Origin of the sequence: Paraperibacillus esterisolvens (assembly GCF_046237625.1) — a bacterium.
GTDB lineage: Bacteria > Bacillota > Bacilli > Bacillales > DSM-1321 > Paraperibacillus > Paraperibacillus esterisolvens.
Map to the genome: position 1 here is coordinate 2952456 of NZ_CP143545.1, position 15833 is coordinate 2968288.

Annotated in this window: 17 protein-coding genes and 1 other annotated feature; all 17 genes read right to left on the bottom strand. The window is 46.3% G+C overall.

The annotated features are described in order from the left end of the window. Nucleotides 1-35: 35 nt before the first annotated feature. The 17 genes from glyS to rpsU all read right to left on the bottom strand — a co-directional run bounded on the left by glyS (nucleotide 36) and on the right by rpsU (nucleotide 15787). Nucleotides 36-2108, bottom strand: a complete 2073-nt coding sequence (glyS, locus tag V1501_RS14950) for a glycine--tRNA ligase subunit beta (RefSeq protein ID WP_409289336.1) — start codon at nucleotides 2106-2108, stop codon at nucleotides 36-38. After that, nucleotides 2101-2991 (bottom strand): glycine--tRNA ligase subunit alpha, encoded by an 891-nt coding sequence (gene glyQ, locus V1501_RS14955; RefSeq protein WP_409289338.1) that lies wholly within the window; start codon nucleotides 2989-2991, stop codon nucleotides 2101-2103. Before glyQ ends, glyS begins: the two co-directional genes overlap by 8 nt. Nucleotides 2992-3055: 64 nt before the next feature. Continuing rightward, nucleotides 3056-3237 (bottom strand) — a binding site (T-box leader). 73 nt (nucleotides 3238-3310) lie between these two features. Further along, nucleotides 3311-4063: a DNA repair protein RecO gene (recO, locus tag V1501_RS14960; protein WP_409289339.1), complete on the bottom strand. Its 753-nt coding sequence runs from the start codon at nucleotides 4061-4063 to the stop codon at nucleotides 3311-3313. A 38-nt stretch (nucleotides 4064-4101) separates the two neighbouring features. Then, nucleotides 4102-4245: a YqzL family protein gene (locus tag V1501_RS14965; protein WP_409289340.1), complete on the bottom strand. Its 144-nt coding sequence runs from the start codon at nucleotides 4243-4245 to the stop codon at nucleotides 4102-4104. A 122-nt stretch (nucleotides 4246-4367) separates the two neighbouring features. Then, entirely contained in the window at nucleotides 4368-5288 is a 921-nt protein-coding gene (gene era / locus V1501_RS14970) for a GTPase Era (protein WP_409293388.1), read from the bottom strand. A gap of 1 nt (nucleotide 5289) precedes the next feature. Beyond that, nucleotides 5290-5688, bottom strand: coding sequence for a cytidine deaminase (locus tag V1501_RS14975; RefSeq protein WP_409289341.1), 399 nt, complete (start codon nucleotides 5686-5688; stop codon nucleotides 5290-5292). A gap of 22 nt (nucleotides 5689-5710) precedes the next feature. Next, a complete protein-coding gene (locus V1501_RS14980; protein ID WP_409289343.1) occupies nucleotides 5711-6106 on the bottom strand; it encodes a diacylglycerol kinase family protein in 396 nt (131 codons plus the stop codon). Then, a complete protein-coding gene (gene ybeY / locus V1501_RS14985) occupies nucleotides 6090-6560 on the bottom strand; it encodes an rRNA maturation RNase YbeY (protein ID WP_409289345.1) in 471 nt (156 codons plus the stop codon). The genes V1501_RS14980 and ybeY overlap by 17 nt, the downstream gene beginning before the upstream one ends. Nucleotides 6561-6573: 13 nt before the next feature. After that, on the bottom strand, nucleotides 6574-8724 hold the full coding sequence (locus V1501_RS14990) for an HD family phosphohydrolase (RefSeq protein WP_409289346.1): 2151 nt from the start codon (nucleotides 8722-8724) through the stop codon (nucleotides 6574-6576). Nucleotides 8725-9548: 824 nt separating this feature from the next. After that, nucleotides 9549-10511, bottom strand: coding sequence for a PhoH family protein (locus V1501_RS14995; protein ID WP_409289347.1), 963 nt, complete (start codon nucleotides 10509-10511; stop codon nucleotides 9549-9551). Nucleotides 10512-10514: 3 nt separating this feature from the next. Next, nucleotides 10515-11702, bottom strand: coding sequence for a sporulation protein YqfD (gene yqfD / locus V1501_RS15000; protein ID WP_409289348.1), 1188 nt, complete (start codon nucleotides 11700-11702; stop codon nucleotides 10515-10517). Between the two features lie 15 nt (nucleotides 11703-11717). Continuing rightward, the gene (gene yqfC / locus V1501_RS15005) at nucleotides 11718-12002 is read right to left on the bottom strand and encodes a sporulation protein YqfC (RefSeq protein WP_409289350.1); all 285 of its coding nucleotides are present in this window, start codon (nucleotides 12000-12002) and stop codon (nucleotides 11718-11720) included. A 62-nt stretch (nucleotides 12003-12064) separates the two neighbouring features. Next, complete coding sequence (locus tag V1501_RS15010; RefSeq protein ID WP_409289351.1) at nucleotides 12065-12544, bottom strand: hypothetical protein; 480 nt, start codon at nucleotides 12542-12544, stop codon at nucleotides 12065-12067. A gap of 28 nt (nucleotides 12545-12572) precedes the next feature. Further along, nucleotides 12573-13565, bottom strand: coding sequence for a flotillin-like protein FloA (gene floA, locus V1501_RS15015; protein ID WP_409289353.1), 993 nt, complete (start codon nucleotides 13563-13565; stop codon nucleotides 12573-12575). Further along, complete coding sequence (locus V1501_RS15020) at nucleotides 13565-14902, bottom strand: NfeD family protein (RefSeq protein ID WP_409293390.1); 1338 nt, start codon at nucleotides 14900-14902, stop codon at nucleotides 13565-13567. The genes floA and V1501_RS15020 overlap by 1 nt, the downstream gene beginning before the upstream one ends. Nucleotides 14903-15143: 241 nt before the next feature. After that, nucleotides 15144-15599: a GatB/YqeY domain-containing protein gene (locus V1501_RS15025; protein WP_409289354.1), complete on the bottom strand. Its 456-nt coding sequence runs from the start codon at nucleotides 15597-15599 to the stop codon at nucleotides 15144-15146. 14 nt (nucleotides 15600-15613) lie between these two features. Further along, nucleotides 15614-15787 carry a 30S ribosomal protein S21 gene (gene rpsU / locus V1501_RS15030; protein ID WP_026692851.1) on the bottom strand — a complete coding sequence of 58 codons (174 nt, stop codon included), beginning with the start codon at nucleotides 15785-15787 and terminating at the stop codon, nucleotides 15614-15616. Nucleotides 15788-15833 lie beyond the last annotated feature (46 nt).

Genomic DNA, 15833 nt, shown 5'->3' on the forward strand with positions numbered 1-15833 from the left:
TTTTAGTCTGGGAGCTGAATTTCCGTCAGACGAAATCAGCCAGTCATGACTTTATTAATTTCAGCAAATCCGCGGATGGACTCCGTCATCTCAGATAACAGGGCCAGGCGGTTATGCCGCAGGCTTTCATCTTCCGCCATTACCATGGTGTGTTCAAAGAATGCTTCAATTGATGGCTTCAGGGAAGCCAGAAGCGCAAATTTTTCATCCTCGCCCTGCTGCTGCTTAAATTGTTCCTTAACGTCCTGGAACTGCTGGTGCAGTTCTCTTTCGTATTGGTTCTCAAACAGCTGCGGATCGGCGCTGCTTCCTTTTTCAGCTTTCCCGCCAAGATTCATTACACGGCTCAGCGCTTCAATTGCGCCCTTGAAATCCGGCTGTTCACTGCGGGCATTCAGCACTTCCGCACGCTCAATCAAGCTTGCTACATTACCGGCCTTCCCCGCAAGGACTGAATCAATCAGGTCATAGCGTACACCGCGCTCAGTCAGAAGATGCTTAATCCTCATCTTGAAGAATTGGATCAGTTCCGATAATAGATCCTCGCGTTCTTTCTTAGCAAATCCGGCAGCTTCTACGGCATCAAGCGAAAGCTTCAGCAGTTCTTCAATTTCGATATCGAAGCCTCGTTCCGCCAGAATTGCCACAATACCGCTTGCCTGCCGTCTCAGTGCATAGGGGTCTTGTGATCCTGTAGGAATAATCCCGATGGAGAAACAGGAAACAATAGTATCCAGTTTGTCAGCTATCGACAATACTGATCCGGCAAGGGATTCAGGAACATTATCCTCTGCATTGCGCGGCATATAATGCTCGTTAATGGCCACAGCTACTTCTTCAGGCTCACCCTTGATTCTTGCATACTTTTCACCCATAAGCCCCTGCAGTTCCGGGAATTCATAGACCATATTTGTAACCAGATCAAACTTGCTTATTTCAGCTGCCCGATCCGCGTGCTGCTGAGTACTCTGATCAAGTTCGAGCTTCTCGGAAATAGCGGCAGAAAGCTTCCTCACCCTGCCGACTTTATCAGAAAGTGTACCGATTTCTTCTTGATACACAATGGACTCAAGCTTTTTCAAAGAGACCGCGATATCTGTCTTTAAATCTTCCTTATAAAAGAAAGCTGCATCGGCAAGTCTTGCGCGCAATACCTTTTCATTGCCTTTCGCAACCGTTTCGAGATGATCTTTGTTTCCATTTCTTACTGTAATGAAGTGAGGAAGAAGCCCGCCCTCATTGTCCATAACAGGAAAATAACGTTGATGTTCCTTCATGGAGGTGATCAGCACTTCCTGTGGAAGTTCAAGATACTCCTCCTCATAGCTGCCGAATAATGCCGATGGGTATTCCACTAAATTATTCACTTCTTCAAGAAGTTCTTCATCAATTGGAATGCGCCAGCCCTGCTGGGACTCTATTTCCCGAATTCCCTCGAGAATCATTTCCCTGCGCACATCAGGATCAGCTATGACAAACTGCTGTTTCAGTGCCTCTTCATAGCTCGCCGGCTCACTAAATTCTGCAGTATTTCCGAGAAAGCGATGGCCGCGGCTAGTGTTTCCAGTCTCGACTCCAGCGATGGCAAATGGAATGATTTCATTACCAAGCAAGGCTGTCAGCCATTTTATCGGTCTGACAAATTTCAGGTCTTCATCTGCCCATCTCATATTTTTCGGGAAATGAAGATTTGTGATCACTTCCTTTAATTGAGGCAGCAGAGCTTTGGTGGGCTGTCCTTTGATGAACTTCTTGACATAGGCATATACAATGCCATTAAGCTCCTTAAAGAAGATGTCATTAGCCGAAACCCCCTGACCTCGTGCAAATCCCATGGCAGCCTTTGACCAGTTCCCTTCAGCATCAAGGGCAATCTTTTTCGCCGGCCCTTTTGCCTCTTCATGGATATCACTTTGAGCAGCCGCAGCGCCCCCAACCAGGACTGCAAGCCTCCTCGGCGTAGAATAAGCCTTGATTTCATCAAATTCAATGCTATGTTCCTTCAGCCAGGCTGATACCTTATCCTTCAGCTGATTCATAGAGGAAGTAACAAACCGGGCAGGCATTTCTTCCAGTCCGATTTCTAATAAAAAGTCCTTCTTACTCATGAGTATGTACCTCCCCTTTCTTTAAAATTGGAAAGCCAAGCTTTTCTCTTTCTTCATAAAACGTCTTAGCGACTTTTCTGGCCAGGTTCCGCACCCTTGCCAGGTAGCCGGTCCGCTCCGTAACGGATATGGATCCCCTTGCATCCAGGACATTAAAGGTGTGGGAGCATTTCAATACATAATCATAGGCCGGGTGGACGAGTCCATGCTCCATTTGCCTGTGTGCTTCCTTTTCATAAATATTAAACAGCTGGAACAGCATTTCGGGATCAGAAGTTTCAAAAGTATAGGTTGAGTGCTCAAACTCCGGCTGATAAAAGATATCCTTGATTGTAAAGCCTTCTGTCCACTCCAGGTCGAAGACATTTTCCTTATCCTGGATATAAGAGGCCAGCCGTTCAATTCCGTACGTGATTTCAACTGATACCGGTTTGCACTCAAGCCCGCCAACCTGCTGGAAATAGGTGAACTGAGTGATTTCCATGCCATCAAGCCAGACTTCCCAGCCCAGCCCGGCACAGCCAAGTGATGGATTCTCCCAGTTGTCTTCTACAAAACGGATGTCGTGCTTGAGCGGGTCTATTCCCAAAGCTTTCAGCGAGTCAAGATACAGCTCCTGAATGTTATCAGGTGAAGGCTTCATGATCACTTGGAATTGATGGTGCTGATAGAGCCTGTTCGGGTTTTCACCATACCTTCCGTCAGCAGGCCTTCTTGACGGTTCCACATAGGCCACATTCCATGGCTCCGGCCCAATCGCCCTTAGGAATGTATAAGGACTCATCGTCCCTGCCCCTTTTTCCACATCATAAGCCTGCATCAGCATGCAGCCCTGTGCAGACCAATGTCTCTGAAGCGTAAGTATCATATTTTGTATATTCATTCTTTGCACCTCCACTATTTTGGCCATTCAATTAAAACAAAAAAACTCCCGTCCTATGCTGACGCATAGGGACGAGAGTTACCCGCGGTTCCACCCTAATTGCCGGATAATCCGGCCTCTTTTGCTGTAAATCCAGCCTCTGCTCGGGACTGCCTTCGCATGGTTCTCAATGCCCTGTTTCCACCGCCACAGGGCTCTCTGTAAAATGAGAGCTTCCTTGCTACTACTGTCCTTCAACGCAGCTCATATAATAATAATCAAATTTTATAGGATAAAAAGTCAGTTTGTCAATAGCCAGGATGGCAGCGACAGACGTTTTTTATATCTGATCCTTGAACTTATCCATCTGATCAAGAAATTTCCTGGATTTTAAATGAAGGCCGGAATATTCGTCATAGTATGTTCTTATAACCCTGTCCAGCTCTTTTTTCGTTTCGGGCTTAACAGAAACGGAACCCAGGCGATTTATATCAAAGTAATAAAAGAGCCGCAGCAGCTTGACTGCGGCAGGCGATATCTTAATGTGATAGGGATCTTTTCCAAGGCAGCGGTGGCAGATAAAGCCGCCTTCACGCACTGAAAAAGAAAATTCCCCTTCCGCTGCCCCACAGGATGCACATTGATTCAGGATAGGGTGCAGTCCGAGAACATCGAGCATTTTCATTTCAAATATAAATTTAATGATTTCATTGTCATAGCCTTCATCAATATACTGAAGGGATTTATGCAGCAGTTCGAACAGATAAGGATTCGGCTTCCGGTCCTCCACGCTTTTATCAAGCAGCTCCACTATATAGGAAGCATAGGCGGTCGAAAAGATGTCCTCCCTGATTCCCCTCAAGGCTGAAAAGGTTTCCCCCTGCTGCAGGAGGCCGATTCCTTTGGACGTCTGCACTAGATAGGAACCGTAATTGAACAACTGGGTGACGGCAGTGAAACGGCTGCTTGGCTTGTTAGCGCCCCTTGCCATCACCGCGATTTTACCCCATTCACGGGTATAAAGAGTGATGATTTTATTGTTTTCTCCGTAATCGGTCCGCCTTATTACGATTCCCTCACATTTTTGGAACATGATCAGAATCCCGCCCTTCAGATGGCGGCCAAAACAGCTTAAGATATAGGAAATTCGGTATCCGCTAGTACAGTTTCAACAGTTTCGGGTTTATCGCCATGCTCCAGCTCCAGTTCTTTAAAAAGGAGATAGGTATCAATATTACCTGTGCTGCTGAATACCTTCCAGGTAAAATCCAACAATATAAGCCCACCTTTCGATTGTAAAACTAGCATCATTAAATTTTTCCCAAGCCCTTAAGGATATTTTGGCCCTTCAGCCTTCATTTCATGTTAGACATTATTTTCTAAGTATAAATTCCAGCTTAATACTCATCTTCCCTGAAGCCATAATCCCTAAGCTGGCCGGGACGGTTTCTCCAGTCCTTCTGGACCTTCACCCAAAGCTCAAGGAATACCTTTGAACCAAGCAGGTTTTCTATATCCAGCCTTGCACGCTGGCCAATTTCCTTCAGCATTTTTCCCTGCTTGCCGATTACAATTCCCTTTTGGGAATCCCGTTCTACAATGATGGTCGCCATCACATGGACGGTTCCGCTGCTGTTGTCCTCGCGCTTGATGGATTCAATCACAACAGCAATGGAATGGGGAATTTCCTCACGTGTGAGGTGCAGGGCCTTTTCCCGGATCAATTCGGAAATGATGAATCTTTCAGGATGGTCTGTCACTTGATCTGCAGGATAATATTGCGGTCCTTCGGGCAGATAAGATTTAATCTGCTCGAGAAGCGTGTCAACATTGTTTCCTTGAAGTGCAGAGATTGGAACTATCTCCCTGAATTCCATCTTCTCTTTATATTGCTGGATCAGCTGCATCAGCTGGTCGGGATGCACAGTATCAATTTTATTGATTACAAGGAAGACAGGTGTCGAAACCGCCTTCAGCTTTTCAATGATAAATTCATCACCGCGTCCGTATCCTTCCTCAGCATTGATCATGAACAGTACGAGGTCAACTTCCTTCAGTGTATTCTGTGCAACCTTCATCATGAAATCACCAAGCTTGTGCTTCGGTTTATGGATTCCCGGTGTATCGATGAAGATCATTTGTGAGTCTGCGAGTGAAAGCACTCCCTGAACTTTATTCCTCGTGGTCTGGGGTTTGTCGCTCATAATGGCGATTTTTTGGCCGATTACCCGATTTAGGTAAGTGGATTTCCCGACATTCGGCCTTCCGATGATTGAAATAAAGCCAGACTTAAAATTCTTTGATGTATTGTCATTCATATTATCCATTTAAATCCTCCGGTGTAAAGGCTCCGGGAAGCAGGGCTTCCACGGTTGTTTCTGTTATTTCCCCTTTTAAATTCGTTAAAACTACTTTCATGTCTTTCGGACAGAACTCAGAAATCACCTGGCGGCAGGCGCCGCATGGCGATACAGGACCATCCGTATCAGCAGTAACAGCAAGCATGCTGAATTTGGTATCTCCTTCGGATATGGCTTTGAAGAAGGCTGTCCTCTCAGCACAGTTTGTCATGCTGTAACCGGCGTTTTCTATATTGCAGCCTCCGTACACTTTTCCGTCCTCCGTCAGCAGGGCTGCGCCCACCTTAAATTTCGAGTATGGGACATAGGCCCTTTCCCTGGCTGCTTCAGCCAGTTTGATCAGTTCATGGATTTCCATTTTGTTCTTCCTTTCTGCAGGATTATAGGAACAGAGTATAGATCTCTACAAGCTTTGGTACAAAGATGATGATTCCAACAAGGATGGAGAATATGGTGTAAACAAGAACGGCACCTGCAGCCATGTCTTTCGCCTGTTCCGCAAGGGGGTGATACTCCTTCACGGCAAGGTCCACAGTCCGTTCAATGGCCGAATTCACCAGTTCAAGGGCAATGGTGCCTCCAATGGCAGCCAGGATAAACAGCCATTCTGTTGCATTCAGGGAAAAGAACCAGCCAAATATCAGCACCAGTACCGTGACTGCGGCATGTATCCGTACATTGCGCTCTTGTCTGAAGCCGGTAAGGATTCCTCTGAGGGCATAGAATACGCTTTTGTGAAACGGATGCTTCTTCCCCGCCTTACCGCTGGAGTCCATAGGCATCCAATATTTCTTTCTGCTTTCCAAACATCCTCTTTTCGTCTTCTTCCGTCATATGGTCATATCCCAATAAGTGGAGAAATCCGTGAAGGGCAAGAAAACCCAATTCTCGGTCAATGGAGTGGCCATATTCGTCTGCCTGCTCCCTTGTTCGGTCAACAGAAATAATAATATCACCGAGCACTCTTGGCATATCAGCACCAAGAATCTCGACTTCGTCCTCCCCCATTTCCTCCAGGGCAAAGGAAATTACATCAGTCGGCTGATCCTTCCCCCGATAATCACGATTAATCTCCCGGATCCTTTCGTTTCCCGTGAAGGTTATGGACACTTCTGCACCTTCTGTGACATCGAGCTTACCCGCCGCAAATTCCAGAAGCCCTTCAACCAGCTCCCTGCCCTCACTGCCGATTTCATCCGTTTCATCATTCAAGTCAATATTTAAATACATCACATTCACCTGCTCATTTTTTTAAGTCTGGATATTCGATTCGATTATGGAAGATCCCCTTAAGGGTCTCACCCAGCGACTTGTTTACAATATCGAGTTCTTTCATGGTGATATCACATTCATTAAATTGCCCATCCTGCAGCCTGTCTACAATAATGTTTTTGATCAGTCCGTCAATCGCCTCTGCGGTCGGCTGTTTCATTGAGCGGACCGCTGCCTCGACACTATCGGCGATGCTGATGACTGCTGCCTCTTTGGATTGGGGTTTAGGACCTGGATACCGATAATCCTTTTCTCTAATATCCCTGCCTTCCTGCTTCGCTTTATGATAAAAATATTTCAGCATGGTGGTTCCATGATGTTCTCTGGCTATCGCAATGATTTCCTCCGGCAGGCGGTGCTTCTTCAGCGAGTCCACTCCATCCGTAACATGTGAAACAATAATTTCCTTGCTCGTATCCGGGTCCAGCCGGTCATGTGGATTCTCGATGTTCATTTGATTTTCAATGAAAAACTGCGGCCTCTCTGTCTTCCCGATATCATGATAGTAGCAGCCAACCCGGGCTAAAAGCCCGTTCGCACCGATTGCCTCTGAAGCGGATTCCGCAAGATTGGCCACCATGACGCTATGGTGGTATGTTCCTGGTGCATCCGTGAGGATTTTCCTCAATAATGGATGGTTCGGGTTCGATAATTCAATCAGCTTCATGGAAGTCAGGATGCCAAACCCCATTTCAAAAAATGGAAGGACGCCTATTGTCAAAATGGATGATGCAAGTCCGGATACCGTCGAAGAGATGATATAGAACACAAAATCGGTTCTTAGGGTCCTGGCATCCATAATCAGCAGCAGGGAGCATACCAGAAGCATATTCAGCAGGGACAGAAGAAGACCCGCCTGCAATATCTTGGATCTATAGTCTTTAGTATTCAGCAGGATGATTCCTGCTGCCCCGCTTAGCAGGATATAAAGTCCGGCAGCGAGATGAAGATTGGACGCGATCCCTTCATTGAAAACGATTGTACCGAAACTGGAAAGGACAATCGTCATGGCGATGGCCAGCCTTTCGTTCAGCAGTATCTTAATCAGCATGGCTGCAAACGCCGCCGGGAAGAAATAAACCATATCTATGTATTCCGATTCCTGGAAAAGGCTTACTGTTTTCATGACAATGAGGGAGAGCAGATAAACTATCCCAAAAAGCAGGATATCTGATTGTTTGTTGTCTGCCGGGTCTTTGATTGCCTGAAAATAATAATACAGCCCACCCATGGCAATCAGGATAAACAGCCCGAGCCCTATGAAAGGGCGGTAGGACTTATCATTCTCAAGAAAGCCGGCAATTTTCAGCTGGCGGTATATATCCCTGTCGACAAGCTGGCCTTTCTCGACAATAACCTCACCCTGCAGGATCCTGACAGGCTCTACTCCTTCAAGGGCTGCCTGCAGTTTTTCTTCTGACTTCTGCTTATCGTAGAACTCATTTTGGATGATGGCAAAGCGGGCAAGCTCAATAGCCGCATCCTTAACATCCCGTGGAAGACTCGAGATTTTGATCTGTTCTTCGGCCCGGTTCTTTGCATAGCCTACTTCCTCCGCCGGGATCCTGGTGCCCATCACACTATTCACGGCAGTCAGGGTCAGGTCCTTGGCCATGTCTGTATCATATCTGCCGGCTTTTAAAAGGGCCGTGAAGGTTGAATCCGAAAGCTCTCTTGTAACATCACCGGTAAGCTTGTCCTTCACCATGGAGAGATGGGCAGGAAGTACTGCTTTAAATTTCTCCGGAGGCTCCTCGCCTTCTTTCGATCCTTTTGTTTTCTTTTCCTGCGCATCCTTCACTTCCTGAATCGATTCAAATATGGAAGCAATGAGATCCACCCGGTTCTCCGCATACTCCTTCTTAAGGGTAAATACATCTTCGACAGAGCCTGCCGCTTCCTGCCTGGCAGCTTCCGTCATCTCTTTATCTATGACTGTCTGGGTTGCCCTGATGGTCTTGTCTGCAGGAGTCAGCAGGCTGACATCGACTTTTTCAGTCGTCACATTAGAAAACATGATGAAATAAGATATTACCCCTAATACAGCAAAAAGCAAAGCTTGAAAAACCTTCATTCTCAGAAGATCTTTTAATTTAGCGATCACTTTATTCACACTGCCCATGCACAGTCCCCCTGACAGACCCTGTTTAAGCTCTCTTTAGTTTTCCATTCTATTACATAAAATAATATCAGTTTTCAGGTCAAGTTTCACCCTAATTAACCATCCCGCAGTCAGCATCAATAAATGATGTGCTGATGTCTACGGTGTATATCCCTGAGAAAGACTGTAGTGTCAAACCAGCATCAGCGGCGGTTTTTACATTTACAGCTGTTTTCAGATGATAAGGCTTATCTCCCGCAAGCATAAGAAACATGGATATCCGGTATAAGGAATAATATGATATCTGAGAGTTTCGATTGGTGAAAAAGCTTTGGATCCCCTTCATATTGCTGGAAAGGACGAGCCGTTTAATTGCCTGGAATCAAACGAACAAACCATTTTTAAACTATAGTGGAAAACTAATTAAAAACCTTAAAGAGGTAATGAAGCAGAAAAATTTATGATTAAAAATGCTGAAACTATAACGGAAGCACAATTGACCAGGGCAAAGATAACCTGAAATTTCAAAAAAGGGAATGAGCGGAAAGATAAATAAAGTATTCATCAATTAACACTGAGGATAGAAATCTTTTGGGTATTTCCATCCATTAGGCTGATGAAGAAGAAAGTTGATTGCAGGCAAAGGTGCTCTAATTATGCAGGACGGACGCTGAGTTTAAGTGGTTTTACCGGCAGGCTTAACCAGTTTCCCTGTGGAATAGAATTTTGCAGGATGACCTCTGAAACAAAATGATCCCGGTGAATACCGGGATCGAGCACTATTTATTCCTCTATATTTATCCTGCAGCTGCAGGGTACAGATGTCACATGACATGCTATTCATTTCATGAATCTGCTTTTTCATAAGCACCGATGATCTTGGAAACCAATGGATGCCTGACTATATCTGTCTGTTCGAGGATAACAAATGAGATCCCCGGGACATTTCCCAGAATTTCCTCGGCAGACAGCAGTCCCGATTTGGCACCTTTCGGAAGGTCAATCTGGGATCTGTCTCCTGTAATGACCATTTTTGATCCAAAACCAAGTCTTGTGACAAACATCTTCATCTGTGCGCCAGTCGTATTCTGGGCTTCATCCAGGATGATGAAGGCATCATCAAGCGTCCGCCCCCTCATATAAGCGAGCGGTGCAATCTCGATGGTCCCCCTTTCAATCATCCTTTCCGTATGGTCGGTCCCCAGAACATCATGGAGGGCATCATACAGCGGACGCAGATACGGATCCACCTTCTCCTTCAGGTCGCCCGGAAGGAAGCCGAGGCTCTCGCCTGCTTCGACTGCAGGACGTGTAAGGATGATTTTTTTGACACTCCCGTTTTTAAGGGCATTAACTGCCATGATGACCGCCAGATAGGTTTTCCCTGTACCGGCCGGGCCGATTCCGAAGACGAGGTCGTTCCTCCTGATTTCAGAAATATATTGACGCTGTCCAAGGGTCTTGACACGGATCGTCTTCCCTTTGGCATTCTTCATGATTTCTTCATTGTATAATTCCATAAAATATTCGATGGTGCCTCGTTCGGCCATCTGTATCGCATATAAAGTATCACGGGTACTAATGTTAATGCCTTTCCTTATCACCGAAAGCAGCGATTTCAGGACGGTTTCGGCCTTCTCGGCAGAACTCCGGCTTCCTGTAATGGCAATATCTCCTCCACGGGTGACAACGGTTACAGCTAACTCTTGTTCAAGTACCTTTAAGTTTGTATCAGAATTCCCCAGCAAAGCAAGCGCTTCGGCAGGCGATTCAAGGTGCAGGTTCACTATTTTGGCTTCTTCTGGCATTCCTTAGTCTCCTTGGATAATTGGTTGTCCGACAGCAATATCTTCTATCACCTGATAGTGTATTGTTATTTTAACTTTACCACTGTCGATTGTCTGGTGCAAAATATTCTCCCCCGCTATTTTTGAATCTGCGGGCAAGAGCTTCTTTAAATCCTCTTTTCCCATCTCTCTGGCCTTTAAAACTGCCTCTTTTTCATTATACGTCCTCACCGTGTCTTCCCTTTCCCGCCGGGTCACCGATTTATACGATATCGGAAGTTCCCATTTCAGGAATTTAAGCGGCCTTTCACTTGTTTCAGTTACATACTGCTTGTAATCATTCTTCTTGAAATTCCAGACCGGAATTGTAAAATCAACTATTTTTATATAATGTTTCACGCTTTCCCTTCCGTTAAACACGGAAAATTTGGTTTTTAACGGCACTTCCACCTGGGACTTGTACCATGTTTCACCCCAGACCTTCCCGTCAGCGGGTACGATACGCGGTTTTTTTTCACTGCCAATATTCCCGGATATCAGCAGCTGGCCTTTTTTTACATAATCATGCACCGCCGCCACAGGCTGCCCCTTAACTGCAAATACTCCTGTGATGACCGCTTTTTTCCTGGCCACTATATTCCTCGGAGAGAGTTTGACCAGCTCTTTCGGCTGCTTCTTTTCCACCACCTGAAAGTGAAACTTGGTTCCTTTCAGCTCTACCCCGACCCAGGTAAGCTCTGATATATTGTTTGTCAGCCTGCGCTGTATTTCATCCTCGCCGGCTATAAGAAATTGAATTTTGCCGGACCCCACGCCCATCTTATCCAATTCCTTCCTGATCTTATGCTCAGTAGCAGGTTTTGCGCCCTTGACTTCTATTCCCCATATCATATTGGAAAGCATAAAAACGACCATCAGGAAGGCAAGGAAGCCCGCCAGGAAGCCGCTGTTCTTTAGCGTCCGTTTTATTAAAAAAGGACCGCCCCTGCCTTCTATAAAAGAAAGTCTGCTGTCGCCGCCCCTAACTGCTTTTCTTAATTTATGCAAATCCCTTAGATGGATATTGAAAAGCACGGAATGAGTGCCGGTCCTCTTAATATTCCAAACGTAAATATCATGTTTAACAATCTGATTGATCAGCCGTTCATTTCCCCTGCCTTCTGCTCTAACCCTTACAAAGCCCCCAAGGAAGTTTGTCCATTGATTTTTCATCTTTTTTCTCCCTCACTAATCATTTATGAATGATACTTGGTCAATTTTTCCTTCCAGCAAAATTTCTTCCGGAAGGATGGCTCTTATGGAAAAGGAAGTCCCTTTGATCAATAACTGTCCGCTTTTAAGCATCAGCCGCAGCTCTGTGTCTGTAAAGGTCAAAAGCCCCCTGTGATTTTCAATATATATATGCAGCTGTCCGATCATGGTTATGCGGGGCAGATCCATCACTACGTCCTGTGGAAGGTCCATGGTATTCATCATGAGCTGCCGGATTTTTTGTCCCCATTTTTGCGCCATACAAAAAGAACCCCCTTTTATCTCAAATGTATGAGACAAAAGGGGGTTCTAGCACCGCTTTTTTAACTTTTCAGGCTTCTGTATCCTACTTTACGCCGGCCTTTCCTGCTTCTCGGCCTTCCCAGTACTTCAGCCATGATCACTCCGTTCAAGATCTGGTCCTCTGTAAATGTGCCAGCCTTTCCTGTTTCAATGTGACCCAGCGGGGGGACCTGCTGGACGGGAGCAATCTGGCGTTTCCTCTTCATGCTGTCTGCCCGCTGCGTGGCAGCTATCTCTTCTTCCAGCATGGCATCATGGTATACCGCTGAATCAGATTTATTGCGGATCTCAGTCTCCGGCTGCCGGTGGCCGGCCCCGGCTTTAACGGGCTTTTGTCCTGGTCTTGGCATCTGGCCTGCACGACGGGAGGCCTTAGGATTATTGGCCTGCCCTTCCACCTGTCTTTTCCCGCCTCCCCTGCCAAACAGAGTGGATGCAAGACCGATCAGGACGATTAAAAAGGCAGCATTGCCGAATAAAAAGTCGATGAGCTGTTCCAACGAGAACCCTCCTTATGGCAAAAGGACGTTATTTGTTATCCTTGTCCTTCCCGCCTGATGACATCCTGCCGATGGAATCCCTCATATCCGTATCAGCATTGATGTTTTCGTAATTGATATAATCCATGACCCCAATGTTCCCAGCTTTAAGTGCATCCGACATTGCAAGCGGAACCTCTGCTTCCGCTTCTACCACCTTGGCCCTCATCTCTTCTACTCTGGCCTTCATTTCCTGCTCATAAGCGACCGCCATGGCCCGTCGTTCTTCTGCTTTTGCCTGTGCGATCTTCTTATCGGCCTCTGCCTGCTCCGTCTGAAGGTTGGCTCCGATATTAGAACCTATGTCCACATCAGCGATGTCGATGGAGAGAATTTCGAAGGCTGTCCCGGAATCGAGTCCCTTAGACAACACAGTCTGGGAAATCATATCAGGATTTTCCAGGACCTTTTTATGGCTGTCTGAAGAACCGATGGTGGAAACAATCCCTTCACCCACACGTGCTATGACGGTTTCCTCACCCGCACCGCCGACAAGCCGGTCGATATTTGCTCTTACAGTAATCCTTGCCTTTGCTTTAACTTCAATCCCGTTCATGGCCACACCGGCAATGAATGGAGTTTCAATAACCTTTGGATTGACGCTCATCTGAACCGCCTCAAGCACATTCCTGCCCGCGAGGTCGATGGCGGCGCTTCTTTCGAACGGAAGTTCAATATTTGCACGGTGAGCGGCAATCAGCGCATTGACTACCCTGTCCACGTTACCCCCTGCCAGATAATGGCTTTCCAGCTGGTTTGTGGTGACATCAATACCCGCTTTATGTGCTTTGATCAGCGGATTGATAACCCTGCTTGGTATGACCCTCCGGAGTTTCATACCGATTAATGTGAAAATGCTGACCCTTACACCTGCAGCGAGCGCAGATATCCACAGCATAACTGGTACGAAGGTCAATAAAACCGCCAGCAGAATCACAGCGGCTATAATGATGATCAATAGCATGATATTGCTTGAAATCATTAGTTTCCTCCTTGCTCTCCGGCTTCCCTCACTACAATGCGGGAACCTTCGGCTTTTATAATCATTACGGATGAATCCTTCTGTATAAAGTTTCCTTCAGAGACCACATCGATCCGCTCACCGTCCACCAGAACTATGCCCGATGGCCTGAGCGGTGTCAGTGTGATCCCCTTTTTCCCGAGCAGCTCAGTCCTGCTCTTGTTAGAGATATATCCCTTTTCCGTGGCAGTGGAATCACTCAATATGATTTTCTTAAAAAATTTCATATTTTTACCATACACCTTTACCATTATTATGCTTGCCACAACCGTAATGAGGAGGGCTGCTGCCAATGACAGGCTTGTATACACAAAATTCCCCGTCGTCAGATACAGGCTTCCCGCAACTGCGGAGGCACCGAGCACTCCGGCAATACCACCCGGGAGGACCAGCTCCAGGAGCAGCAGGAAGATTCCTGCAGCAAATAAAAGAACAGGTTCATATCCGGTAAGGCCGGCTGCCATGTGTCCAAAAAAGAACAAGCCAAAAGCTGTAAGCCCGGCAATCCCCGCTATGCCGAAGCCCGGGGAAAACAATTCGAGCACAAGGCCCAGGCATCCTATTGTAAAGAGGATTGGAATGACCGCGGGTTGAGTCAGGAATCCGGCTGCTTTTTCAGCGAAGCTTTCATTCATTGTTACTGTGCTTTTTTCATCAAGAGTAAGTGTTTTCAGCAATTCACGCCTGTCCTTGACCGTGCCCTCATTATAACCGGCTTTTTCAGCCTGCCTGGCGGTTAGGGTCAGCAGTTTGCCATGACCAGCTCCGAATTCCGTTAAATCATTATTCTCACTTGCCATCGCAAGGGCGAACCTGGGATCACGCCCGTTTTTCTCGGCAGCTGACTTCATCGCCGCAAGCCAGTAGGACTGTGCCTTTTTTGAAGCTGCATTACCCGCTCCATCAATGACGGCCGCCGATCCGATGACCGCGCCAGGTACCATATAGATCTCATCTGCATGCAGAGCGATATATGCACCGGCGGATAGGGCGCGGCTGTTAATGAACGCAATTTTCCTCAAGGGTGAATCATCAAGCAGCCCGCTGATTTTTTCTGCTGCAGCCACTGCTCCCCCGGGAGTATTTATTTCCAGTATGACGGCGCTCGCACCGCTTTTTTCTGCCTCACCCATCGCCCGCTTCAGAAAGGAATACAAGCCATCCTCCACTGTGTCTGTAACGGGTATGATATAGACTTCCCCTTCTGCCGCCGAAGAACTTTGCGGTGAAAACAAGCAGAAAAACAACAAGATGCAAAATGCAGCCCAGCTAAGCCTCAAAATGTGGTCACCCCCCATTCTCAAGTATATACGTTTACAAGGGGAAAAAGTTTCTTTTATTGGAAAAGACTGACTTCTTTCTTTCTCCGTCCACTGTCAGCTCAGGCAGAAGAAAGATGAAGGCCGTTTGCCTTCCAAACACAGATAATGTATACGCAGGCAACGCCCTTCCTCTCGTGGTAAAAGGACAGGCCCTAAAAGGTTTTCCCGCTTGAACGTAAAAAACCGCAGGCAATAATTGCCTGCGGTTTATAGTTAGTTAGTTTGTTTGAGATAAATGCTGCATTACTAGCTTGTTAACCAATGAACCATCAGCTTTGCCTTTTACTTTAGGCATGACAGCTGCCATTACTTTTCCCATATCAGCCTTTGAAGAAGCACCAGTCTCAGAAATCGTCTGTTTTACAATTTCAGAAACTTCATCCCCAGAAAGCTGTTCAGGTAAATATACCTCAACGTAATCAATTTCGGTAAGCAGTTTGTCAGCCAGGTCCTGACGGCCGGCTTTTTCAAACTCTTGAAGGGAGTCTTTGCGTTGTTTAAGTTCGCGAGAAAGTACTGTCAATTCTTCCTCTTCTGTCAATTCTGGTTTGGTATGCTTAATCGCTTCGTTTTGAATCGCAGCCTTAAGCATCCGAATAACAGAGAGTTTGTCTTTTTCTTTGTTCTTCATCGCTTGTTTCATATCATTATTTAAACGCTCGAGAAGACTCATGTTTCCACCCTCTCTTACCATTTACGTTTTCTAGCTGCTTCTGACTTTTTCTTGCGCTTTACGCTAGGCTTTTCATAGAATTCGCGCTTTCTAGCTTCTTGAAGTGTACCTGTCTTAGATACAGTACGTTTAAAGCGACGAAGAGCATCTTCAAGCGATTCGTTTTTACGAACGACGGTTTTAGACATCTCTTTCCCTCCCTCCGAACACAACACACTAACTCATAATGCATTT